Raw genomic sequence first — 23912 nt, 5'->3', positions numbered from 1 at the left:
CTTATATACAGTACTCTTTAAATGAATGGGACTTATTTTAAGGTTTTTATTGTTTGTTAAAAAAACTGTCTCAGACTTCTAAGACAGTTTTTTTATTATATTATAATACTGGATTCTCACTCATTGCTTTTAGTCTTTCCCATCTTCTATCTACTTCTACTTGAATTGCGTCTAATACTTCTTTGTTCTCTGGTTTTAGAAGATGTTTTGTTCTTCCCATCATTTTAAAGAATTCTTCTACTGATATTTTTTTATTACGATCTTCAGGATTATAAGTTAATGTTGTTACACCTTGCTCTATTTCAAACAATGGATGATAACAAGAGTTAACACCTGCATCTATAACATTACGTTCATATCTTGGATTATCTCCCCAGTTAAGTGGGCATGCAGATAATGCTTTAATAAATGCTAAACCATGTTCTTTAGCATATTTTTGTGCTTTAGCTGCTTTTTTAATAAAGTCAGCTGGTTGGCTTTCAGACACTGTTGCTACATATGGAATATGGGTAGCTGCCATAATCATTGGTGTATCTTTATGGAAATTTAATTTACCTTGTTGTGCTGGACCAACATGAGATGTTGATGTTTTTGCACCCCTTGGTGTTGTATAGGATAATTGGTATCCTGTGTTCATATAACCACCATTATCGTATTCCATAATAATCATTTTATGATTTCTAAGGGCTGCACCAATGGCTGGTCCCATACCTATATCAAGTCCACCATCACCACTAACCATTACAAATGTAAAGTCATCTCCTGATGGAATTTCACCACGACGTTGTTTTTCTTCAAATACTTCTACTACTCCTGATAAAGTAGCTGCACCATTTTGGAATAAGTTATGAATATAAGTTACTCTAAATGATGATTTTGGATAAGCTGTTGTTACAACCATTCCACAACCTGTATGGAATAATAGAACCACATTGCCTTCTATTCCTTTTAATAAGTGATTGATATTAACTGGAATACCACAACCAGGACAAGCTCCATGACCAGGTGCCCATCTTTTTGGCATTTTTGTTGCATCTTTTGGTAATCCACCTTTTACTTTATAGCGTCCAGTTTCTGGATCTAATTCAACTGAAGTAAGACCTGGTGATGATTCTTCTTTCGTTATTGGATTAAAGAATTGCTCAGGATTATAGCCTTCAGTTCCTTTGTAGTGTCCATAATAATCAAAACGACTTTCTACTTTTTGACTATTTGCTATTTCTAATACTTGTTCAAACATAGCTATTGCATCTTCTACATAGAAGTCTTTCCCACTTAATCCATATACTCGTGAAACAACATCTATATTTGCTTTATAATCTTGTAAAGTTGCTTTCAATTCTAATGTCATATTACCGCCTTCAGCACCATAACTATCTTGACGGTCTGCAACTAGAATCGCTTTTACATTTTTACACATATTGTATAAATCTTCTTTTGGCCAAGGTCTTAATACATTGCTTGTAAATACCCCTACCTTTTTACCATCTTTTCTTAACTCATCAACTGCTTGTTTTGCTGTATCATAACTTGACCCAAGTACAAATATAGCAGCTTCTGCATCTTCCATATTATATCCTTCAACCACATTGTAACTTCTACCTGATAATGCGGCATATTCATTTAATACTTCAGGCACAACTGTTCTAGCTTCTTCCATTGCTAAATGCAATTGGAATTTATTATTGATAAGGTCTGGCTCATTCATATAAGAACCAAATGTTAATGGTTTATTAGGATCTAGTGCATGGTGCTCTGGCTTGTATTCTCCTAAGAAATCTAACACATCTTTATCTTCTGCAAATACTTCCGCTCTTCTTTTTTGATGACTTGTAAAGAAACCATCATAAGCAACAATAACTGGTAAACTTAATTTTTCAGCTATTTTAAGTGCACATATGTTCATATCATAAACACCTTGAGGGGTATATGCAAATAAAATAACCCATCCTGTGTTTAATGTATACATAATATCACTGTGATCTCCCTTTATAGAAAGAGGACCTGATACTGTTCTACATGCTACATTCATTACCATAGGCATACGCGTTCCTGATTGAACAGGTAATTGCTCTAAGGCATACAGCAAACCATTGGCTGATGTTGCATTAAATACACGACCTCCACCAACTGATGCACCATAACAAATCCCAGCTGCACCATGTTCTCCATCTGCTGGAACTAATGCCACATTATGTTCTCCATCTGCCTTTAGTGCATCTAAATGCTCTGCTACTTGGGTAGATGGTGTTATTGGAAAGTAGCCCATTACGTGATAATTTATTTGTTTTGCTGCATATGCTGCTAACTCATTCCCACTATCAAAAACGACTGTTTGTTTCTTTACCATAAACAATAGCCTCCTTACGTTTTTTTTGTTTAATTATATATCTAAACTTTCTTCGCTTTCTGTTGTTTGCATAGAATATGCACCTGAATCCTCAAATTCCATTTTATCTACAATTAAGTCTTGGTTTCTTATATGGTCTTTCCATATATCCACTTCTCTTTCTCTTCCTTCAGTTAATGCTGCTGTTGGACAGACTTCTACACAGCGTAAACAACCTTTACAGTGATGATAATCTGGTCCTAGATTAACCATTGCTGGTTTTCCTCTAAATTCCCCTTCAGCAAATTGGTAAACCATATCTGGGCACGTTGAATCGCATAACCCACAGTTAATACATTTATCTTTATGGAAAATAGGTACAAAACCTTCCCTACTAGCTGTTAAATCATTATCTACTGTACTTCCATGAAGATAGTTAAGGCCACCAATAGGCATATTGTCCCATCCCCAGTCACGTTTTACTTCAGCATACTCTTGATAGTCATATTTGCCATCTGCCTCATAGAATTTTTCATTTATTTCTTCATATCCTCTTCTAACACCAGCTAAATTCCCTGGTAATGCTGCAGGATATTTTTTACCAATAGTATCTTTAACGACTTCTTCCATTGCTTCTAAGGAGATAAAGCCGGATACTTTTGCAATAGCACCTAACATAACCATATTAATTCTTGTTTTTTCTTCAATAGAAATTTGTAAAGCATCAACACATACTAATCTTCCTGCATGCATTTTAAGTTGATCTCTCACTGTATCAGGATCCTCTGATGTATTCACTATAACAATACTGTTTTCATTAATCCCTGCCATAACAGGTATTTTACCTGCTAAACGATTATGAAAAAGCCCAAGAATATGAGGTTGCTCTACTGGACTACTAATTTTGATTTCTTGATCTGCCGCACAGTATCTAACAAAAGATTTTACTGGTGTTCCTCTTTTTTCAGAACCATAACTAGCAAAGTTTGAAGCATTTAATCCAAGTTTTAAGACACCTAATTCACCTAAAATCTTACCACTTATATTAGCTCCAAGACCTCCAATACTCTCTAAGCGAATTTCATAAAATCCATATTTGTTAGTAATTGGTAATTTAACGCTCATCAAGTCATCCTCCTTTTTATTTCCTTTATTTAATGGGTAAGTAAGTCCCATGGAATCTTGTACTTCTTTATTAGCTAAAATTATTTATGTCATGACAAATTCTTCCTAATAACTATTATAACATAACAATAATTATTATCAACTGCTTTGTTTTTTAAATAAATAGTATATCTATTTATCTTATTCTTTTTTTTCTCTATAATTCCTTTTTTATTATTAACTATTATTTTGATTAATATGAAAATATAATTTGCAAATTTGCTTGCAAGGATTTGGAAATTATGTTTTCAACGAATTTTAAGGCTCTTTACGAAGTAAAAGGCTTAAGGTGCGTAATTTGCAAACTTGCTTGCAAGGATTTGGAAATTATATTTTCAACGAATCTTAAGGCTCTTTACGAAGTAAAAGGCTTAAGGTGCGTAATTTGCAAACTTGCTTGCAAGGATTTGGAAATTATGTTTTCAACGAATCTTAAGGTGAGTTAGTAAAAACCACTTTTACAGTGGTTTTATTAGTATTTTTTTCTATCCAATTATTTCATTTATGATATCATCTATAAAATCTTCTTCGATAATATCCTTTGATTTGTACTTACTTTTCTTGTCATAGTTTGATATATGCCTAGTATTGTTATCAAAAGACTTATTATCTTTCTTATTATTGCTGATATCTTTTTTATTTTTACTACTCTCAATTGCCATTTCTTCCATTTTCTTATAATCTTCATAAATACCCTCTTTTTTACTTTGCTGATCTAATTTATTCTTTAATATGTTTTGTAAGTAATCCTTTACATTAGAATAAAATACGTTCTTCTTAGTTTCTACAGCAACAAAAGTTTTTATGATGAGTAATACAGTCGCCATAGTAAAACCAACTATTCCTGGTATAAGCCCGTTAATAATTGGCAGTATATTATTTTGTATATAATAAGTTACATTAATAAGGCTACCTAAGAATCCTAATATCATACAAATATACATTGTTTCTAACGCAATATTTTCCCAAAAATAAATAGGTATTTTGAATATTTTTTTTCCATATAAATTTTTATCAATAAATGCTTCTACTTCGTGAATATATAATTCTAGTTTGTAACAATTTTCATATTTTAACTTTATATTTTTCAATAATTTGCTTTCAGAAAATCCCACATCTTTACTTTCTTTAAGTAAAGTGCTATATACAGTATTGGAAATCAATAGCGCAATTATTCCTACTATTCCCACTAAAATAATTATTATATTTATAACTTGTCCTTTTATTAGCCCATCTAACATATTTCCGCCCCTTCCAAATTTTTACATTTTAATTATAACCTATTCTATTTTCTTTGGAAAGGGAAATTTTTATTTAAATCTCATCTACTATTAGTTCAATCATATTACTTGAATGCTCTGCAGCTTTTAATACAAACTCATTAAAGTTAATCTCTGCACTGTCATCTGCTTTATCTGATATAGCCCTAATGACTACAAATGGCACTTGATTAAGATAACTTACTTGAGCAATAGCTGCGCCTTCCATTTCTGTACAGTACCCATTAAATACTTCTAAAATCATATTTTTCTTTTCTACATTTGATATAAATTGATCCCCACTAACAATTCTTTCTACAAATACTTTTAGATTTTTATTCACCTTTTCACTTGCTTTTTTTGCAAGATCTATTAGTTTTTCATCTGCTTTAAAAGTAGAGGTTTCCATTCTTGGTATTTCTCCTAGTTTATAACCAAATCCTGTAGCATCCACATCATGTTGCATTGTATCTGAAGATATAACAATATCTCCAATGTTTACATCAGCTGCTATTCCTCCTGCTACTCCAGTGTTAATAATAGCTTCTACATTATATTTATCAATTAATATTTGGGTACATACGGCAGCATTTACTTTTCCAATACCACTTTTAACCAATATAATTTCATTGTCTCTCATAGTACCTGTATAGAAAACCATACCTGCCATTTCTTCTGTTTTACTTATGTCTATTTTTTCTTTTAATAAAGCAATTTCTTCTTCCATTGCCCCTATAATGCCTAATCTTTTCATATGTGCCTCCTAATTTTTCAACAAAGCTTTTTTCTCTTACGAAGAAGATACATAAGCTGAGTTAACATGTCTTATATAATTTTTTTCATTGGTTATATTATATCAAATATTGACATATTCTAAAACTTATTTTTAAAGGTTTACTTGTTCTAAAAAGCTTATCCTAATTTTAAATTATTTCATTTCCCTATAGCAATAAAAAAAGTAAAGATTCAAAGCCCTTCATTCACTTTAAATCTCTACTTTTTGTTTTAAAACTTACATTTCTCTTTCCGCTATTTTTGCTAATGGACTTCTTTCTACTCTATTCAAAGTCACATGTCCTGTTATATCAAATGGTTTCATTTTTTCAATGGTATATACTAACCCATTAGACTTAGCATCTATATAATGATTGTCTATTTGATTGTCACTTGGATCTCCAATTAAAACAAATTTTGAATTTTGTCCTGCTCTTGTTAGCATTAACTTTGCTAAATGCGGCGTCATTTCTTGAGCTTCATCAACAATAATTAAAGAGTTACTGAAGGTTCTTCCTCTCATATAGGTAAATGTTTTGGTTTCTATAACCCCTTGTTGTCTAAATTGCTCTATAAAGTCTTCTACTGTAAATTGTGGTTTTTCATTCTCTTGCCCTTTTTTGGTATGCTTTATATCTGATAGATTTTCAATAGCATCATAAAAGCTTCCCATCCAAGGTTTTAATTTATCTCTTTCATTTCCTGGCAGATAGCCTATATCATTTCCTGCTGCAATAACAGGTCTTACAAATATAATTTTTCTATACTGATTTGTTTCTATTACATTTTGTAATGCTGTAGCTGTTGATAGTATGGTTTTCCCTGATCCTGCTCCACCAGTGATGGATACAAAATGGACCTTTGGATCCATCAGTAATTCAAATGCCATTTTCTGTTCTCTGTTTATAGGTTTTAACCCCCAAGCAGTATCTTGAGCATATTTTAATGGAACTATTTTGCCCCCATCAAATTTTGCAATTACTTCATGCCCCTCTTTATCCAAGCTTTTTATATGCAAAAATTCATTGGGATATAAATTCTCCTCTATGCTTTCTATATCTAATCCACCATTGTATATTTTATTTATTTCATCTGATGATAATGTAACCTCTATATACCCTTTATACACCTTATCTGTCTCTATCTTATCACTTTTATAATCTTCTACTTTTAAACCTACAGATCTTGCTTTTATGGTCATATATAAATCTTTTGTAATCAATATGGTAGGTATTGTTTTATTTTGATTTCTTAAATTTAAAGCAACTGCTATAATCTTGGAATCATTTTTATTGAAATCTACTCCATTTGGTAGTACTTCTGTATGCATTTGATCTAGTTCTACTCTAATAGTTCCTCCATTAGGTAATGTTATCCCTTTTGATATGTCTCCCATAGCCATAACTCTATTTAATTCCTTTGCCACATTTCTTGCATGAAAGCCAACAATTCCTTCTCTTCTTTTCAAAGAATCTAGTTCTTCAATACAAAGCAAAGGAATTATAATATTATTATCTGAAAAGTTATAAATAAAGTGCGGATCATGAATCATTACATTTGTATCAATAATATAGTTTTTAATCATTAAAAAATCCCTCCCTAGATATCGGCTATATTTATCTAAATCTTGTACAGCTATATCCAAATATACAACCTTTGTAAAAAACTTGTATATAATTTTTATATTCAAGAGATTTTTTTTTATGTAACTAATTGTTACTAATTTCTTTAACGATTTCTTCTATGGTTTGTTCTATTAACATTTTTCCAGCATTGACTTTTATGTCCCTATATTTCTCATATAGAGGTATTCTTTCTTCGTATAGCGTTTTTATATCTTGACCCATTTTCATAGCAATGCCTCGAGTTTTAATGTTTTTTAATCGCTCTTCTATTATTGGTAAAGGTACCTCTAGATATACTATTTTTCCTATTTCTTTAAGATGCCTCATAGCTTTTTCACTATAAACAACACTACCTCCAGTTGCAACTACTGTGTTCTCATAATGAATCTTACTAACTACATCCTCTTCTATTTTTAAAAATGTTTCTAGTCCTTTAGTGTTAATTATATTTTGTAATAACTCATTTTCTTCTTTTTGTATTATTAAATCTGTGTCCGAAAATCCATATCCTAAAGTTTTTGCTAATATAACGCCAATTGTACTTTTTCCTGCTCCAGGCATTCCAATTAATATGATGTTATTCATAAGTAAATCTTCTCCTTTCCAATTTTTTATTCTTTACTTAGAACATATGTTCGTATATAATACATTTAGAGGTGGTCTAATGCATACAAGATTTATTTTTCACATTGATGTTAATTCTGCTTATTTAAGTTGGGAAGCTGCTTATGCTCTTCAAAAAGGTATGGATATTGATTTGCGCTCTATCCCTTCTGCTGTAGGTGGAGACATAGATAAAAGGCGTGGTATTATCTTGGCAAAATCTATACCTGCAAAAAAATATAATATTAAAACTGGAGAACCTTTAACAGAAGCTTTAAAAAAATGTCCTGATTTGAAAATTATTCCTCCTAATTATGCTCTATATTTACAATGTAGTAATGCTATGATAGAGCTTTTAAAAGATTATTCTCCTTTTATACAAAGATATAGCGTAGATGAATGTTTTCTTGATTATACCAATATGAAACAACACTTTGGCTCTCCCTTACTAGCTGCAAATCATATAAAAAACAGAATAAAAAATGAATTGGGTTTTACGGTTAATATCGGCATTTCTACTAATAAACTATTAGCTAAAATGGCTTCTGATTTTCAAAAACCTAATTTGGTTCACACCCTTTTCCCGGATGAAATACCTTCAAAAATGTGGCCATTATCTGTAAAAGATTTATTTATGGTAGGAAAAGCAACGGCTCCAAAACTATTCAAATTCGGTATTTATACAATAGGTGATCTAGCAAAGTCTGATCCTGACCTGCTTTATACCCATTTTAAAAGCCATGGCCTATTAATATGGCATTATGCTAATGGAAAGGAAGACTCTTCTGTTTTTAATATTACTGAAGATGTTAAAGGAATCGGTAATTCAACAACGATTTCTTTTGATGTAGAAGATGGTAAGACTGCAAAAACAATTCTTCTATCTTTAACAGAATCTGTTTGTATGCGAATTAGAGAAGCCAATTATTTAACCAATTTAATTAGTATAAGTATTAAAACAAATGATTTTATATCCTCATCACATCAAAAAAAGCTAACTTTTTCTACCAATATAACCAATGACATTTATAAGGTCGTTTGTAATCTATTTAATGAACTATGGGATGGTCAACCAATAAGGCAACTAGGTGTTAGAGCCTCTAATATTACTTCCAATAAAGAAGTCCAGCTTAATTTTTTTGATATTGATAAAAGGGAAAAATTACAACGCTTAGATTCTTCTATTGATTTAATTAGGAACAAATATGGTAATCAATCAATTATTAGAGGTAGTTTTTTAAATGCACCTATTGAACCTTTCGTAGGTGGTATGCCTATAAAAGATTATCCCATCATGTCTAGTTTACTTTAGGAAAGGTGATACACATGAAGGTAGTTAAGCAACCCGTTGATATGATTGCTTATTTTAATGTTGAAGGCGTCATAATGCCTTTAAAATTTCGTCTTGAAACAGAAGATAAATATCTTAAAACAATTAAAGTTTTAACTATATTGTACCATAAAGAAGAGAAAATAGCAGGCAATCTTATTAGGACATATGCCTGTACAATCGCCCAAGACACCTTAGAAAAACCCTGTGAAATAAAGTATGAACTTAACTCTTGTAAATGGTTTTTATTTAAAATTTAGATATGTTTGTTTAATATTTTAAAAATGCTGTCGAATTATCCTGTATTTTGTGGATAAAAATTCCTTTTATTTTAAAGAGGTTTTACTAATATATCCACCATTTTTCGTCACTTATCCACCGTTTTTTTGGGGATAACCTATTATTCGTGTGGATAAATTGTAGTAAAAAAATAAAGAGACTTCACTAAAGGTTACTTTAATTGGTTTAAATAAAAATAAGTCACTTTGTTCATTTTTAATGTATAATTTCTACTAATTTTTTAATACTAATGGTATCAATTATTATAAAGGAGAGTTATATATGAAAGGTAGATTTACAACAGGTGTTGTTCTTGGTAGTTTAATTGGTGCTTCAGCTGCAATGCTTATGGACAATATGGATAAAAAAACAGTTAGAGGTATGAAAAAAAAGTTCAATAATATGCAATCCATGTTTGATCAAAAATAAAATAGGTGTGCTTATGCACACCTATTTTTTACTTATAGAAAAGTTCTCTTTTCTATTAAGTAAAAAATTCTATTAAGTAAGACTAAGTCACTTTGTTCTTTGATTTCTTTTTCTTTTTCACAGAATATCCAAATGTACCTAACTCTTTGCTTAACCCAAAATACGTTCCATGAGAATAACAAATTGGTTTGGTTTTATCTAAGTGGAATTTTCCATTTTCATCTAAAAAATTCTCATCTATATTAACAGCTACAACCTCTGCTGTAAACATATCATGTGACCCTAATTTAATAATATCTTTTACAACACATTCAATATTAACAGGACTTTCTTTAATTAATGGCGATTTTACCTTTGTTCCCTTTTCAGGGGTTAATTTAGTTGCTTCAAATTTATTAATATTCTTACCTGATCTAACGCCACAATAATCTACTTCCTTTACTAAGCTTTCAGTAGTAAGATTAATGACAAAATCATTGGTTCTTTTTATTAAATCATAAGAATGTCTATTTGGCTTAACAGATATATAAACCATTGGGGGATTAGTACAAATGGTTCCTGTCCAAGCAATTGTTATTATATTATAATTATCCATAGTATCTCCACAGGTAACTAGAACTGCTGGTAATGGATAAATCATATTTCCAGGTTTCCATGATATTTTTGTCAAAAAAATACCTCCTTATTTTTGATATATACTATTTAACTATTCTTTATAGACATTGTCAAATTTTTTATGCTATATTTTAATTTGAGATTTGCACTCCATCATATTAGAATGGATTTATCTGAATAAAAATAGTATCTTTTCTAATACTAAATAAGTATCTTATAAACCTTATTTTTTTATTATAGGAGGACAACTATGTTAGCAAAAGAGATAATGACTACTGAAATAATAAGTTGTTGTACTGATACAAGTGTAAAAGAAATATGTAAAATGATGGAGTCAACTGGCGTAGGTTCCATTTTAGTTATTGATAACAACACCCTTAAAGGCATTATTACGGATAGAGATATTGTAATAAGAGGTATTGCCTCTGACAAAGATATAAACACTCTAAAATCATCGGATGTAATGACAACAAAGGTAATTACAGCAACACCAACAGATGATATTGATCATGTTATTGATTTAATGTCAGATTATCAGATCAAGAGAATTCCTATAGTAGATAATGATAAGATAAAAGGCATTATTTCTCTTGGTGACATGTCACAAACATATATATTAGAAGATGAAGCTGGGGAAGTTTTAAATGATATAACTGAAAAAGCACGTCATTAGAGAAAGAGAAAAATCTAGTATAATTACTAGATTTTTTTTACATATATTTCATTGATGTTCTGAGAATTTACCATTATAATACTATTATAAGCTTTTCGGGAGGATAGTACTATGAATAAAAATAATAATAAATTTGAATCAAATAAAAAGTATTTTACTATTAGTGTCTATGCTTTTTTTGTTATTATCTTTTCTATGCTTTTTTATTTATTCATTGGAAATTGGACTGCAACAAGAGGGGTTTTTAGATCTATCATTAATGTACTTTCTCCATTTTTGATTGCTTTCTTAATTGCATATTTATTATTACCTTTAATAACTTGGGTAGAAAAGAATTTTGTTTCCAACCTTGGCATAAAAAAGTATAGAATAAACAATTTAAAATTAAAAAGAATTCTTTCTATTTTAATCGTATATATTATAGTCATTGGATTTTTAGGTTTAACTCTAGTCTATGTTATTCCACAGATTGCAAAAAGTATAGACGATATGATTGATAATGTTAATAATCTACCTAGAATATTTAATGATACATCTTTACTTTTTGAATCAACTATTGAACATATATTTGAACATTATCCAACCGTTGACGTAGAAATAATTAAAAATACAATTAATAGCTACCTGCCAAATATAGTAGAAGAATCTAGAAAAGCATTAACAAAATTTTTACCCTTTTTATATGGATTCTCAATTTCTATTGTTACCGGATTAATAAACTTAATACTGGCTTTTGTTATTGCTTTTTATTTAATGAATGAAAAAGAATTATTTTTAGTAAAAAGCAAAAAGATTATTTATGCCTTTTTTCCTGAAGAAAAAGCGTCAAATTTAATTATAATTTTTAAAGAGTCTCATAGAATTTTTTCTAATTTTGTAATTGGTAAGGCTTTGGATTCTTTAATTATTGGTATTTTATGTTTTATTATATTAATTATTTTTAGAATTGAATATTCCCTATTGTTAAGCATAATAATTGGAATAACCAATATGATTCCGTATTTCGGTCCATTTATTGGTGCAATCCCTGGAATCTTAATACTTATATTAATAAATCCAATGCAAGCTTTTTGGTTTGCAATCATAATATTTGCATTACAACAATTTGATGGCCTTTACCTCGGTCCAAAAATTTTAGGGGACTCTACTGGCCTTACACCCTTTTGGGTTATTTTCTCTATCATTATAGGTGGTGCTTTATTTGGTGTAGTTGGCATGTTCTTAGGGGTTCCTATTTTTGCAGTTCTAAATTACTTATTCAATAAATTAATAAATAAAAAGTTAGAAAACAAAAGCCCCGATATACTCTGAAACAATAGCTAAAAAAACTTCATTCTCTTTAGAATGAAGTTTCTTTTTTAAGATTACACATGTGCATTAATTTTTGCTTCTATTTGTTGTTTAGGTACAGCGCCAACAATTGTGTCTACTACTTGACCATCTTTAATTACAAGCATTGTTGGAATACTCATAACTTTATATTTTTGTGCGATAACACCATTTTGATCTACATTTAACTTGCCAATTTTAGCTTTGCCTTCAAATTCTTTAGCTAATTCATCGATAACTGGAGACATCATCTTACAAGGTCCACACCAATCTGCGTAAAAGTCAACTAAAACAGGAACATTGGATTGTAAAACTTCATTTTCAAAATTAGAATCTGTAAATGCTAATGACATAATAAATTCCTCCCTTAAAATAAAAAAATTACTCTTCTTAATATTATTATATTACAATATATCAATATGGTCAACGTTTTTTTGTTTTTTCTACTATTTATTATAAACTTTTTTTATTTTTTAATACTACATAGTGGTAAACCTTAAAATATTTTTAAACCCATCATCTATTATATAGAAACTATTTTAAATTATTAGTCTTTCTGCTATACTATTTATCATAAACTAGAATAAGGAGGTTGTTACATGAAAGAAATTATTAAAGTTAATAGATTTACATTAACCATTTTTTTAATAAGTATTATCGGTTCATTTTTTTATTCTGATATTTTAAGATTATTTAATCTAAATGATGATATTTATTATAGAATACTAATACCTCAATTAGGATTTTTATTATTGCCTATTTTAATTTTTTTAATTATTAATAACAAAAATTTGAAGGCCTTACTAAGAATTAAACCCATTACTTTATACGAAATAATATCTATTATTGGTTTTAGTTTATTTATTCTTCCTGTAGGTTGGTTTATTAATTTACTCTCTCAATTATTTGCTACAAATCATATTGAAGGTACGCTAGTTAACCTTACGGAGATACCTTTTTTTATTGCTATATTATTAATTGCTGTATTACCTTCAATTACAGAAGAAATCTTATGTAGAGGCATTTTATATAATAGTTATCGTAAATTTGGAATATTAAAAGCAACATTACTTAGCAGTTTAATTTTTGGAATGATTCATATGAATATTAATCAATTTCTATATGCCATTGTTTTAGGATTTATTTTTGTTCTATTGGTTGAAGTAACTGATTCCATTTTTTCATCAATACTTGCTCATTTTGTAATTAATACTATTCCTGTTTTACTATTAAGAGCATTGTCTAACATTGAATTAACAGAATTAGCTGAGACAACGGAGTTAACTGGTAATGTTGAAGTAATCTCTGGAATTATAATTACTTTTATTTTATTACTATTTACAGCACCTATTGCCTTATTTATTTTTTATGGGTTAGCTAAATATAATGATAGACTTAATCATATTAAATCTATTTTTAATCCTAAAATTAAATCTGAAGTTGATGCTCCTGAAATTACTACTTTTTCAAAGGAAAAAAATAAAATTGTTACAATACATATATACATTTGTATTTTTATTTTTGCATCCCTGAGTATTTTAATAGAATTTTTATAAAAAAAGTAAAGGAAAAATTTCCTTTACTTTTTTTTGTCTTTTTTTAAAGTCTTGAAGACATCTTCTATAACTTCATCTACATCTTCAAGGATTTTAGATATACTAGCTGGTGTTTTATTAAAACCTTTTTTACCATAAGTCATATGAGCTATCTTATGTGAAATTTTGTTCCTCATTTTCATAATTAAGCCTCTTAACCATTTCTTATATTATTATATTCCAATAAAATATAATTGTTTCAGGGACCTATTTATTTATTAGCTTCTAACCTACAGATGGGAATGCCCATTTTTGAAAATTTTTCTTCATACTCTGTCATTACATTATTTTTAATATTTGTATTATGCAAATCATATGTAACATTTTTTAATTGCCATTTACATTCTTCTAGTTGTTCTAATGAAAAATTGAAAAGATCTTTATTATCTGTTTTAAAATGAATTTCTCCATCCCTTGTTAATATCTTACTGTATTTATTTAAAAAATCTTTATAAGTTAATCGTCTTTTATAGTGTCTATCTTTTGGCCAAGGATCAGAGAAATTCAGGTAAACTCTCTCAATTTCGCCTAAAGAAAATATTTCATCTATTTTCTGAGCATCTGTTCTTACCAAAACAAGATTATTATTCTTAACATTATTTAAGTTTTCAATTGCTTTTGCAACAATACTAGAATATTTTTCAAAACCAATATAATTGACATTAGGATTATTATTAGCTAACGTACTAATAAATTGTCCCTTTCCCATACCAATTTCAATATGTATAGGATTCTTATTATCAAATACTTTAGCCCATTGACCTTTGTTTAACCAAGGTTCTTCGAAAATTCTAGTATGATTTTCTAATATTTCTTTTGCGCCTTTTACATTTCTCAGTCTCATTTTTTACTCCTTAACTATTGACTTTTCAAATTTAATTATAATTATATACTATAGTGCTGTAAAGCTTAAATCTAGAAATATTTAAAAAATTAATGTTGATTCATCTTCCCATATCCATTGTGGTTGACTTGTTTTTATATCTTCTACTAACTTAATAAGTGCTAAGTCTTTTTTCTTAGCTTCTAACATTATATCGAAATCCCTATTATAAGGTTTAAAAACTTCAATTACTTTAATAAAATCATCAATATTTATAAAATCTGAATGCTTCCTGTCTAATTCGTGTTCTCTAGGAGAAGATATATGGATTTTAGGAACAAGACTTTCATTCTGCCAAGTATATAATATTTCTTCTATATACTCTTCTAATTTTATTTCTTTACTACCATTACATAAATGATGATGGACATCTAATACCATAGGTATTTTTAATGCCTTACAAATATCTAATACATCTATAATATTATATATTTTATCATCATTTTCTAGTATGATTTTACTTTGAATTTCCTGTGGCATTCTTCTGAAATTCTTTATAAATCGTTCTTTTCCTAGTTCCTTACCCCCATGGCTTCCTCCAACATGAATGATCATTTTGGGATGATTAATACCCATAGCTTCAAAAATATCATTATGATACATTAAATCAACGACTGTACTTTTAAACACTTCCTCTCTATGAGAATTAATAACATCAAACTGATCTGGATGAGTATCTACACGCATATCAGATTTTTTAATTAAATCTCCAATTATTTTAAAATCTGGAGCAAAGTATTTTAGATAATGCCAGTCATTTACTTCTGGATGAGTTGCCAGTGGAACTACCTTTGAGGTCATTCTATAAAAGTGAAAGTTTTTCTTTATATTATATTCTATAATTGTTTTTAAATCATCTAAGTTAGACGCTGTTACCTTTTTTAATTTGTTTAATCTATCTTCTATAGGTAATTTACTATAATGACTAAAGGTAACTGTGCTAGAAGATGTTACTTTTGGTAGATTTAATGATATTGCAACGTACCCTATTCTAATTCGCATAAAAGCACCTCTTTCTAAAAAATTAGCTAGAGAATAGTTTTTATCAATTATTCTTTTTTTATTTATTATGATTTAAAAAGTTTTTTAAGCCAACTTTTTTTATGTTTATGTAGTTATTTTAAGGTTATACTAGATTAGAGGTGATTCTATGTCAAAAAAACAAAGACGATTTGTTCTTCTTAGCCATTGCTTATTGAATCCACATTGTCGTGTTCATATTTTAGGTAAGAATTTCTATTTACCAAAAAAAATATGCTCTTACTTTCTAGAAAAAAACATAGCCATTATCCAATTACCTTGTCCTGAGTTTATGGTTATGGGTTATATAAGAAATCCTCAAGGAAGAGAACAGTATAATAATGTTATGTTTAAAACAAATTGTGTCAATCTAATAAATAAAGATTTACTTATGGTTAAAGAACTGGTTGAAAACAAACACGATTTGTTGGCTTTTCTGGGCGTTCAAGGAAGCCCTACCTGTAGTGTATATTGGGGTAAGCACAAAGAAAATAAATATCACACAGAATCCATAATTGAATCAGACAATACCCCTTTAAACTACCCTAAGCAACTTGGCATTTTATCTGAGATATTAGCTGAAGAACTAGAAAAAATTAATATAGAAATACCCTTCATTGAAGTTCCCATTAGAGAAGATTTATCATCCCCTAAAATCTCTGATTTTTGGAATGAAATAGATAATATTATTATCCAATAATATTATCTACTTTGTTCTATAGTAAGTAAGTACTTTTTTAAGAAAGAAAAATTGGTTTAAAAAATTTTATATGTAAAGAACAAAGTAACTTCCCTTAAATGTTCTGTAATTTAGAATGGATGAAGCCACTTTGTTCTTATTCACTAAAATTAACGATACCTTGTAACCATACAATACCTTTAAATCTTCTTCCAATTGCCGGTTCACCTACTAGTTGCTCTTTATTAATACAAACTTCCATTTTTAACCCTATACATTTTATTCCTAATAAATACACTTCTTCTCCTGTTACATCGTTTTTTACTATTTCAATTTCTTTTATGGTAGCAAGTATAGAGTATTCATCCCCTTTTATTCCATAAGGCATAAAATACCCATCAATTATACTTAATAGATCTTCATTTTTTATTCTATCTTCGATAATTTCGTTTGTTTCTTCTTCTTCTAAAGCTAGTAATTCTATAGCTTCTTCATCGCCGTCTCTTGCAGCCTTCAATAATTCCATTCTAAACTCTTCTTCTTCTTCATCTAATAATTCTTCAATTTCATCCTTTTCAATTGGCAGAAGTATATAACCATCTTCGCAAAAACCACTTAAATTTATTCCTTCAATATAAATATTTTTTTTGTTTTCTACATCTAAATAATCAACAACATTTTGGAGATAAAAAGTAATTGGAATCCCCGTATTTGTTTCTTCACATGTAACATAGTATTCCTCTTTATCATTTAATTTTTCTATATCTATTTCGCTTGTATCTATCATATATTTACTTATATAATAGGGAATCACTAAATCAATTATATTGTCTTCTGATTCATCTATTTCACCACGAATCATAATATTAATTCTATTGCCAACTTTTTTTATAACTTCCATTTTTATTGTATCTTTTCCAAAATTAGAAATGTATTTTTCTGTTGGTTCTAGTATTGCTAAATCTACAAGTTTACTATAGGACTTCTTGTTTTTTAAACTCTTAAAACCTATAGAGGAAAGATATTTAAACATTTTCCTACCTCCTTTATAATAAAATCATTAATTATCTTTATATCATTTATTGAACCAGTTGTCTAGCAAAAATAAAATCTATAAGTGCTTTTGTTTTATAAATTTTTATATTATTATTGAGTATACTATTAGTGTGTATTATAATATTTATATATATTAAACTTACTTGAAGAATATGAGGTGATTTTTGTGGATGTATCAAAATATAATCGAACAGCAGATATTTTAAAAGTTCTTGGCCATCCGGTAAGATTGTGTATTGTGCATGGATTAGTAAAACAAGAAACTTGTAAAGTTTCAAATATACAAAGTTGTCTAAGTATACCTCAATCAACCGTATCACAGCATATTGGAAAATTGAAATCAGCAGGTATAATAGAAGGAACAAGAAATGGATTAGAAATTGTTTACAAAGTTGTAGATGATGAGGCTTTTAAAATCATTGAATCTTTATACCCAGGGTGTGAGTAATGATTGTAGCATAAATTTAGGGGTGAACATATATATGTTTACCCCTAAATCTAGACAAACTATTATTACTCAAATTCTGACTCTTATTCCCACAAGAGTCACGCGCTTCATTGAAAGGAAAAAATTCAGGTCCTTAGAAGGAATCTCTCAATTTTACCTCTAATTATTTTATAATATCTTTTCCATTCATATACGTTCTTAGTATTTCAGGAATAATGACACTACCATCCTCTTGTTGAAAATTCTCTAATATAGCTGCTGTAGTTCTTCCTATAGCAACACCACTTCCATTTAAAGTATGAATGAATTGTGCTTTATCTTTGACATTATCTTTATATCTAATATTAGCTCTTCTAGCCTGAAATTCCTCGAAATTACTACAACTACTTATTTCTACATATCTATTATAACTTGGCATCCATACTTCTATATCGTATTTCATTGCAGCAGTAAACCCTAAGTCACCTATACAAATTTTTACCACTCTATATGGTATTTTTAATAATTTCAATACTTCTTCTGCATCTTTCGTAAGTTTTTCTAACTCCTCATATGAATCTTCAGGTTTTACAAATTTTACTAATTCTACTTTATTAAATTGATGTTGTCTTATTAAACCTCTTGTATCCCTTCCTGCTGAACCAGCTTCTGCTCTAAAACAAGCCGTATAGGCACAATGCTTTATAGGAAGTTCTTTTCCATCTAATATTTGTTCTCTATACATATTTGTAACAGGTACTTCTGCTGTTGGAACTAAGAAATAATCTGATCCCTCTACTTTAAATGCATCTTCCTCAAATTTTGGTAATTGTCCTGTACCTATCATACTTCTCCTATGAACTAAGAAAGGAGGTAGTACTTCTGTATATCCATGATTATCAACATGTAAATCTAACATAAAATTAATTAATGCTCTTTCAAGTCTTGCTCCTAAACCCTTATATATAGTGAATCTTGCACCCGTAGTTTTTGCTGCTGTTTCAGCATCAATAATATTTAAGTCTGAACCTATCTCCCAATGAGGTTTTGGCTCAAAAGCAAACTCCGTAGGATCTCCCCATTTTCTTATTTCAACATTATCATCATCTGAATTTCCCATAGGAACTGATGGATTAGGTATATTAGGAATGGTAAGTAAAAAATCATTTAATTCTTCTTCTATTTTTTTTATTTCTATATCCATATCTTTTATTTTATTTGATAAGTTCTTCATTTCTTCCATTACAGAAGAAACATCTTTACCTTGCTTTTTAAACTCTGGGATTTGTTTTGATACAGTATTTTGATGACTTTTATACTGCTCTACCTCTTGCAATAAAATACGTCTTTTTTCATCTAAGTCTTTAAATATTTCTAAATTAATATTTTCTTTACGATTTTCTAAAGCTTTTTTTACATCATCAAAATTATTTCTTAAAAGTTTAATATCTAACATTTTAATCCTCCTAATATTTTATATACAGACAAAGTGACTTCATCACTCTCAAAAACATTTGTTAATTTCTATCTGAAGTCACCTTTGTTCCTGCTCACAAGTTTTTCTAATTTTGTTACTTTTTTTATATGGCTAGGTTTTTCCTATACAATAAAAAAAATCTTACATCCCCATCACTTTTTTATGTCAACTATACTTTAGACATAAGAAAAGTTTAAATGGGACGAAGATTTCCGCGTTGCCACCCAAATTGTCGTAAACGACCACTCATTAGTATGATAAAGGATACTACCCTTCTGACTTATCACCAGCAATTCCGGAAGTGGAGGGATTAACAAAACATAACGGTTTTCACCAGACACCGTCTCTCTGGAAAATGTTTTATTTAATCTTAGCTTCCATCATCATTATTTTAAATTATTTTATTATTGTATACCAATTTAATGTTCAATTCAATATTATTATATATAATTAGTTAGTTTTTTTCAAGTTATATTTCGATAGTATCTGTTATAAAAGTTGTTAATGCTTTTGTTAAATCCACTTCTCTCCAATCATCAACTTTATTACCCGATGAATCTTCAATTATTCTTATGATAGGTCTTGAAGGAAAATCTTTGTTTTGTTTTAAAACTATTCCTTTTTCATTTTCATTTGTTAATACACCAATACCTGATGGATATACGGCAATATTGTTAATAAAACATTTTAAGATTTTTTCATCAAATAAAATACCTGATTGACTTATAAAATACTCTATTACTTCGTACACTTTACTTGGCTTATTTAATATTCTTCTTGTTGTGAGTGCGTCAAAAGTATCACATATAGCAACGATCTTACTTGCATCGTGAACTTTTTCTCCTTCCCAACCAAAAGGATATCCTGACCCATTAACCCTTTCGTGATGAGTTAATATCACCACTTTTGAAACAGGACTTAGCCAACTTTCGTCTTTTACAGCTTCATATCCATAAATAACGTGTTTTTTAATTTCTTCCTTATCTTTTTCACTTAAAACGTCTTTATTTATAATCTCATTAGGTATTAGTACTTTTCCTAAATCATGTAATAATGCACCAATGGCAATATCTTTAACCCTTTTTCTATTATAACCTAATTTTAATGCTACTAAAACAGAAAGCGCACATACATTTACTGAATGACCATAGATATACTCATCTTTTCTTCTTATATCAGTAATATTAATTAATATTTCTTTTTGATATAAGATATCTTCTATAATTTCATCTGCCGAATTTACAAGAGTTGATAATTCAAGTTTGTTTTGAGCACTAAATTTTTCCAAAACGTTTTTTACTTCTGATTTACTTTTTTCTCTTGTTTCTTCTTCTATAAAATCTTGTAATTCTACTCCTTTAGAAAGCTCATCATCAACATAAATATATTCAATTCCCAATTCTTTTAATTTGCTAATATATGCTTTCTTAATCTGAACTCCTTTATTAAGCAAAATATTATTGGTACTAGTATATATTGACCTTGCTAGAATTTCATCTCCCTTTACTAACTCTATGTTAAGGCGTCTCACAATTACAACCCTCCCTTAATTTCAGTAATATATTATTTTTTTTAAAAATATTGTATAAAGATTTTTAAATTGGTTATTATTATAATGTACCATTTGTATTAAACATACATTTGAGGAACTTGTTCGGAATAGCCTCTCATATGGTACATCATCTAATACCCCCCTCAACCTGCGACTTCTTCCCCCCCTGAAGCGCAGGTACTTTTTATATACTCACAAAGGACTGTTTCTCTATTCTATAAACACTATTTTAAAATGGCATTTTAAAAAATAGATTAACCTAGTCTAAAATAAACTTTTCTATTACTTCTGCAACACCATCATTATTATGATCGTTTTTTGTTACATAATTAGCGATTTTTTTTACTTTTTCATGGGCATTACCAATAGCAACACCTAATCCTGCTATTTCTATCATTGAAATATCATTAAAGGAGTCACCAATGGCTATTATATCTTTTAACGGAATATCTATTAATTTTGCTAACTCTAATAATCCAATCCCTTTATTAGCTTTCTTATTAAGAAATTCTAGATAATAAGGCTTAGAGAAAAATATATTAAGGTCATTACCTAATAACTCATCTAATTCAGTCTTTAATTCATTAAGTATATTTTCATCATTGTTAATTAGTACTTTTAGAGAACCCTTGTCAGAAACTTCTTTTAAATCTTTTACTTGTTTTACAGGTAATCCTGAAAGTACTTCATATTGTTTTGTTCTCTCATCAAATTTTTCTACAACTACATTATCATCTATATACAATTGTATATTAAGATTATTTGTTCTTCCATAATCAACTAATTTAAGTACATACTCTTTCTCTACATACTTATTAAATAGAGTTGCTTTATCTTTTAAGTTCAAAACCATGGCACCATTATAAGAGATTAGATATTCATTACAATTATATCCATTCAAATTATTAATATAATTAATCATAGATTTTGATGATCTTCCTGAACAAAATACAATTTTAACACCTTTTTCTGCAGCTTTTTTTATGGCGTCTTTGTTTTTTTCAGATATTGTTAAATCTTTTCTTAGTAATGTATCATCCATATCTAAGGCTAAAATTTTATACATAATAAAACCTCTCTTAATTCTATTCCCCACTTTTGTGGGGAATAATTATAACTTTAGAATAAATTAGAATATTTTTTTTGATTTATCATAAATTCGATATCTGAAATATTTTTATTGTTACAGTTTATCATTAATACCCCTTGATCATCATTATGAACAGAATTAAATACCCCTCCAAAGTCTTTTCCATCATAAATATACATATCCACTGATTCTTTATTATTTGTAACATTATAACCTTTGTTTTTTAATGCTTTATATACTTCTTCTAAATTTTCTTGAATACCAATTTTCAAAAAAATCACCTCCTAATAAAAGTATTGCCAAGAGGTGGTTTTTTCAACTTATAAGTTGCATTTTCTATTGTCTTATTGCTTTATCTAATGCTTCATTTTCTTCTGGGGATAGTTGTACACTTGTTTTTCCATTTTCAATAGTCTTTACGTAAGTATAACTTCCATCTCTACTATGTATGCCATTTATCAATACACCATTATTATAATAATTAAGTAGCACAATTGCAAAACTTAGATTGCCACCCATTTCTTTAAATGCATTATACTTCACAATACCTATTTTTTGGTATGTACTATCAATTCTTTTATCTAATAAAATTTGATTTTTGTCGATTTTTGTAAGATGATTTTCTACGCCTTCAATTTTATTTATTTGGCTAATTAATAATTTTTCTATATCTACTTCGCCACTTTTCATAAATAAGTTGTATTTTTTTCTAAAGTTACTTATTTTAATTTGTTGAATAAGTGCAATTATAAAAAGCAATATTACTGCAATTATCATTCCACAAACAATATATATATTGTAATATTCAATGTAATATTCTAATTGATCCATATATTTCACCTTATCCATTGCTTTCTAATATATCAATTATGTTTTCAAGTTCTTCTTGTGAGTAATACTCAATCTCAATTTTACCTTTTTTATTGTTTTTATTATTGATTTTAACTTTAGTCCCTAATATTTCCTTAAGTCTTTCTTCTATATCAGTATAAATAGGATTTGTTTTTGTTTTAGTGTTTTTTTCCTTTTTAGGTGTTAGCAATTCTTTAATAAGTTTTTCTGTTTCTCTAACGCTTAATTTTTCATCAAATATCTTATTAGCAATTCTATACTGAGCATCTTTATCCTCTAATGAAAGCAATGCTCTAGAATGTCCACTTGATATCATTTCATCAATAACCATCTCTTGCACTCTATGATCTAAATTAAGCAAACGCAAAGAATTAGCAATAGCCGATCTGCTTTTTGATACTTTTTCTGCCACATCATCTTGCTTAAGATTAAATTCCTTAATTAATCTTTGAAAAGCTTTCGCTTCCTCAATAGGATTAAGGTCTTCTCTTTGTATATTCTCAATTAATGATATTTCTAAAATTTTTTGAGATGAAAAATCCTTAATAATAACTGGAACTTCTTTTAAGCCAGCTAATTTAGATGCTCTCCATCTTCTTTCTCCTGCAATAATAGCATAATAATCATTTTTCTTTTGAACAATTATGGGCTGAATAACGCCATACTGCTTAATAGAATCCGATAATTCACTTAAAGCATCCTCATTAAAGTGTTTTCTTGGCTGTTCTTTATTAGGTTCAATATTATTAATATTTAAAACCACAACGCCTTCTTTCAATGAGTTGGTTTCTTCTTTAACATCCTTTATATTTTCAGTTATAAGTGCTGACAATCCTTTTCCTAAACCTTTTTTAGAAGCCATTACTTCCTTC

At 28.7% G+C, this 23912-nt stretch carries 26 protein-coding genes and 1 other annotated feature; of the genes, 8 read left to right on the top strand and 18 right to left on the bottom strand.

Annotated features, from left to right (window positions below; genetic code table 11):
* Nucleotides 1–100: 100 nt before the first annotated feature.
* The 6 genes from EDC18_RS12990 to EDC18_RS12965 form a co-directional block, all read right to left on the bottom strand.
* Nucleotides 101–2350: a thiamine pyrophosphate-dependent enzyme gene (locus EDC18_RS12990; RefSeq protein WP_132253825.1), complete on the bottom strand. Its 2250-nt coding sequence runs from the start codon at nt 2348–2350 to the stop codon at nt 101–103.
* Between the two features lie 33 nt (nt 2351–2383).
* Nucleotides 2384–3454, bottom strand: a complete 1071-nt coding sequence (locus EDC18_RS12985; RefSeq protein ID WP_132253823.1) for a 2-oxoacid:acceptor oxidoreductase family protein — start codon at nt 3452–3454, stop codon at nt 2384–2386.
* Nucleotides 3455–3978: 524 nt separating this feature from the next.
* Nucleotides 3979–4734 carry a hypothetical protein gene (locus EDC18_RS12980; RefSeq protein WP_132253821.1) on the bottom strand — a complete coding sequence of 252 codons (756 nt, stop codon included), beginning with the start codon at nt 4732–4734 and terminating at the stop codon, nt 3979–3981.
* Between the two features lie 73 nt (nt 4735–4807).
* A complete protein-coding gene (locus EDC18_RS12975; RefSeq protein ID WP_132253819.1) occupies nt 4808–5506 on the bottom strand; it encodes a 5'-methylthioadenosine/adenosylhomocysteine nucleosidase in 699 nt (232 codons plus the stop codon).
* 258 nt (nt 5507–5764) lie between these two features.
* On the bottom strand, nt 5765–7111 hold the full coding sequence (locus tag EDC18_RS12970; RefSeq protein WP_132253818.1) for a PhoH family protein: 1347 nt from the start codon (nt 7109–7111) through the stop codon (nt 5765–5767).
* A 124-nt stretch (nt 7112–7235) separates the two neighbouring features.
* Nucleotides 7236–7736: a shikimate kinase gene (locus EDC18_RS12965; RefSeq protein ID WP_132253816.1), complete on the bottom strand. Its 501-nt coding sequence runs from the start codon at nt 7734–7736 to the stop codon at nt 7236–7238.
* 79 nt (nt 7737–7815) lie between these two features.
* Between EDC18_RS12965 and EDC18_RS12960 the strand changes: the two genes are divergently transcribed.
* The 3 genes from EDC18_RS12960 to EDC18_RS14615 all read left to right on the top strand — a co-directional run bounded on the left by EDC18_RS12960 (nt 7816) and on the right by EDC18_RS14615 (nt 9792).
* Nucleotides 7816–9066, top strand: coding sequence for a Y-family DNA polymerase (locus tag EDC18_RS12960; RefSeq protein ID WP_132253815.1), 1251 nt, complete (start codon nt 7816–7818; stop codon nt 9064–9066).
* 14 nt (nt 9067–9080) lie between these two features.
* On the top strand, nt 9081–9344 hold the full coding sequence (locus tag EDC18_RS12955; RefSeq protein ID WP_132253813.1) for a hypothetical protein: 264 nt from the start codon (nt 9081–9083) through the stop codon (nt 9342–9344).
* Nucleotides 9345–9645: 301 nt separating this feature from the next.
* Nucleotides 9646–9792, top strand: a complete 147-nt coding sequence (locus EDC18_RS14615) for a hypothetical protein (protein ID WP_165878589.1) — start codon at nt 9646–9648, stop codon at nt 9790–9792.
* Nucleotides 9793–9874: 82 nt separating this feature from the next.
* Here EDC18_RS14615 and EDC18_RS12950 read toward each other — a convergent pair whose 3' ends face one another.
* Nucleotides 9875–10462, bottom strand: a complete 588-nt coding sequence (locus EDC18_RS12950) for a flavin reductase family protein (RefSeq protein WP_132253812.1) — start codon at nt 10460–10462, stop codon at nt 9875–9877.
* 195 nt (nt 10463–10657) lie between these two features.
* Here EDC18_RS12950 and EDC18_RS12945 point away from each other — a divergent pair, with 195 nt between their 5' ends.
* Nucleotides 10658–11080 (top strand): CBS domain-containing protein, encoded by a 423-nt coding sequence (locus tag EDC18_RS12945; protein WP_132253810.1) that lies wholly within the window; start codon nt 10658–10660, stop codon nt 11078–11080.
* Nucleotides 11081–11191: 111 nt separating this feature from the next.
* A complete protein-coding gene (locus EDC18_RS12940) occupies nt 11192–12391 on the top strand; it encodes an AI-2E family transporter (RefSeq protein WP_132253809.1) in 1200 nt (399 codons plus the stop codon).
* Nucleotides 12392–12444: 53 nt separating this feature from the next.
* Here EDC18_RS12940 and trxA read toward each other — a convergent pair whose 3' ends face one another.
* Nucleotides 12445–12762: a thioredoxin gene (trxA, locus tag EDC18_RS12935; RefSeq protein WP_132253807.1), complete on the bottom strand. Its 318-nt coding sequence runs from the start codon at nt 12760–12762 to the stop codon at nt 12445–12447.
* Between the two features lie 246 nt (nt 12763–13008).
* On the opposite strand from trxA, the gene EDC18_RS12930 reads away from it, so the two are divergent.
* Nucleotides 13009–13965 (top strand): CPBP family intramembrane glutamic endopeptidase, encoded by a 957-nt coding sequence (locus EDC18_RS12930; RefSeq protein ID WP_132253805.1) that lies wholly within the window; start codon nt 13009–13011, stop codon nt 13963–13965.
* A gap of 23 nt (nt 13966–13988) precedes the next feature.
* On the opposite strand, the gene EDC18_RS14610 is transcribed toward EDC18_RS12930, so the two are convergent.
* The 3 genes from EDC18_RS14610 to uvsE form a co-directional block, all read right to left on the bottom strand.
* A complete protein-coding gene (locus EDC18_RS14610; protein ID WP_165878588.1) occupies nt 13989–14147 on the bottom strand; it encodes a hypothetical protein in 159 nt (52 codons plus the stop codon).
* 68 nt (nt 14148–14215) lie between these two features.
* Nucleotides 14216–14848, bottom strand: coding sequence for a tRNA (guanosine(46)-N7)-methyltransferase TrmB (gene trmB, locus EDC18_RS12925; RefSeq protein ID WP_132253803.1), 633 nt, complete (start codon nt 14846–14848; stop codon nt 14216–14218).
* Between the two features lie 81 nt (nt 14849–14929).
* Nucleotides 14930–15889 (bottom strand): UV DNA damage repair endonuclease UvsE, encoded by a 960-nt coding sequence (gene uvsE, locus EDC18_RS12920; RefSeq protein WP_132253801.1) that lies wholly within the window; start codon nt 15887–15889, stop codon nt 14930–14932.
* Nucleotides 15890–16037: 148 nt separating this feature from the next.
* On the opposite strand from uvsE, the gene EDC18_RS12915 reads away from it, so the two are divergent.
* Entirely contained in the window at nt 16038–16607 is a 570-nt protein-coding gene (locus EDC18_RS12915; protein ID WP_132253800.1) for a DUF523 domain-containing protein, read from the top strand.
* 136 nt (nt 16608–16743) lie between these two features.
* Here the strand turns inward: EDC18_RS12915 and EDC18_RS12910 are convergent, their stop codons facing one another.
* Nucleotides 16744–17619, bottom strand: coding sequence for a DUF3881 family protein (locus EDC18_RS12910; protein ID WP_132253798.1), 876 nt, complete (start codon nt 17617–17619; stop codon nt 16744–16746).
* Between the two features lie 189 nt (nt 17620–17808).
* Between EDC18_RS12910 and EDC18_RS12905 the strand changes: the two genes are divergently transcribed.
* Nucleotides 17809–18090, top strand: coding sequence for an ArsR/SmtB family transcription factor (locus EDC18_RS12905; protein WP_371829322.1), 282 nt, complete (start codon nt 17809–17811; stop codon nt 18088–18090).
* A 163-nt stretch (nt 18091–18253) separates the two neighbouring features.
* Here EDC18_RS12905 and serS read toward each other — a convergent pair whose 3' ends face one another.
* From serS to EDC18_RS12875, 6 genes are all read right to left on the bottom strand, one after another.
* On the bottom strand, nt 18254–19525 hold the full coding sequence (gene serS, locus EDC18_RS12900) for a serine--tRNA ligase (RefSeq protein WP_132253797.1): 1272 nt from the start codon (nt 19523–19525) through the stop codon (nt 18254–18256).
* 216 nt (nt 19526–19741) lie between these two features.
* Nucleotides 19742–19939, bottom strand: a binding site (T-box leader).
* 76 nt (nt 19940–20015) lie between these two features.
* Nucleotides 20016–21077, bottom strand: a complete 1062-nt coding sequence (locus EDC18_RS12895; protein WP_165878587.1) for an HD-GYP domain-containing protein — start codon at nt 21075–21077, stop codon at nt 20016–20018.
* A 280-nt stretch (nt 21078–21357) separates the two neighbouring features.
* On the bottom strand, nt 21358–22164 hold the full coding sequence (locus EDC18_RS12890) for a Cof-type HAD-IIB family hydrolase (RefSeq protein WP_132253793.1): 807 nt from the start codon (nt 22162–22164) through the stop codon (nt 21358–21360).
* 53 nt (nt 22165–22217) lie between these two features.
* Nucleotides 22218–22460: a YkuS family protein gene (locus EDC18_RS12885; protein ID WP_165878586.1), complete on the bottom strand. Its 243-nt coding sequence runs from the start codon at nt 22458–22460 to the stop codon at nt 22218–22220.
* A gap of 64 nt (nt 22461–22524) precedes the next feature.
* On the bottom strand, nt 22525–23019 hold the full coding sequence (locus EDC18_RS12880; RefSeq protein WP_165878585.1) for a DUF4446 family protein: 495 nt from the start codon (nt 23017–23019) through the stop codon (nt 22525–22527).
* Between the two features lie 10 nt (nt 23020–23029).
* On the bottom strand, nt 23030–23902 hold the full coding sequence (locus EDC18_RS12875) for a ParB/RepB/Spo0J family partition protein (RefSeq protein ID WP_132253788.1): 873 nt from the start codon (nt 23900–23902) through the stop codon (nt 23030–23032).
* Nucleotides 23903–23912: the final 10 nt, after the last annotated feature.

Origin of the sequence: Natranaerovirga pectinivora (assembly GCF_004342165.1) — a bacterium.
Classification (GTDB): Bacteria; Bacillota; Clostridia; order Lachnospirales; family DSM-24629; genus Natranaerovirga; species Natranaerovirga pectinivora.
The sequence above is the reverse complement of the archived record's forward strand: the minus strand, read 5'-3'. Positions and strand labels throughout refer to the sequence as shown.